1 protein-coding gene is annotated in these 788 nt (G+C 47.1%); it reads left to right on the forward strand.

From position 1 onward, the window contains the following. On the forward strand, positions 1–788 hold a 788-nt coding region (locus ACGF63_RS22970), incomplete at both ends, for an ISAs1 family transposase (RefSeq protein WP_387633395.1).

The raw sequence follows: 788 nt of genomic DNA on the forward strand, positions 1-788 counted from the left end.
GCTATTGAACTTGATTCGCTGTTGGAGGCTTTGCTCAACTGGATCAATGAACAACGTGAACAGGCAGGGAAACCGGTCATTGCCTTCGATGGAAAAGTTCTGCGACGCGCCTACCGTAATGAAAAGAAAAACGCCGTCCAACTGGTCACGGCATATGATACGGAACAAGGATTAGTCCTGAGCCAGAAAGCCACCGCCACGAAAAACGGGGAAATCAGTATCGTGCGGCAGATGTTGGATATCCTTGACCTGAAAGGCAGCATCGTCACGCTGGATGCTTTGCATTGTCAGCGCCAAACGCTGGAAAAAATCAGCGAAAAGAAAGCCCATGTCGTGGTTCAGGTGAAAAAAAATCAGCCCCATCTGTGGGAAGCCGTCCAATCGCAATTTCAGGCGGTGTTTGATGCCGGTAAAGAAAAAATTATCACGGAAGTTAAGCAAGAAGCCCATGGCCGGCGTGAAGAGCGTTATGTGTTTCAGTTAAAGCCCCAATTCACGGCAGAATTAATCGAGAAATGGCCGACCATTCGTAGCATTATCGCCGTAGAACGTCACCGGACACAAAATGGCAAAGGAACGGTGGACACGTCTTATTATGTGAGTTCCCTTTCGCCCAGGCATAAATCACTGGGATATTATATTCGCCAGCATTGGCGGATTGAAAATACCCAGCACTATATTCTTGATGTAGTCTTTAAAGAAGATGATTCACGAATTGTTCTGGAGGGTGCAGTTGAGAATCTGGCATTATTCCGTCGTATCGTCCTGAATCTGGTCAAACAATGCGA

This window comes from Photorhabdus sp. RM322S (assembly GCF_042879395.1).
GTDB classification, from domain to species: domain Bacteria; phylum Pseudomonadota; class Gammaproteobacteria; order Enterobacterales; family Enterobacteriaceae; genus Photorhabdus; species Photorhabdus khanii.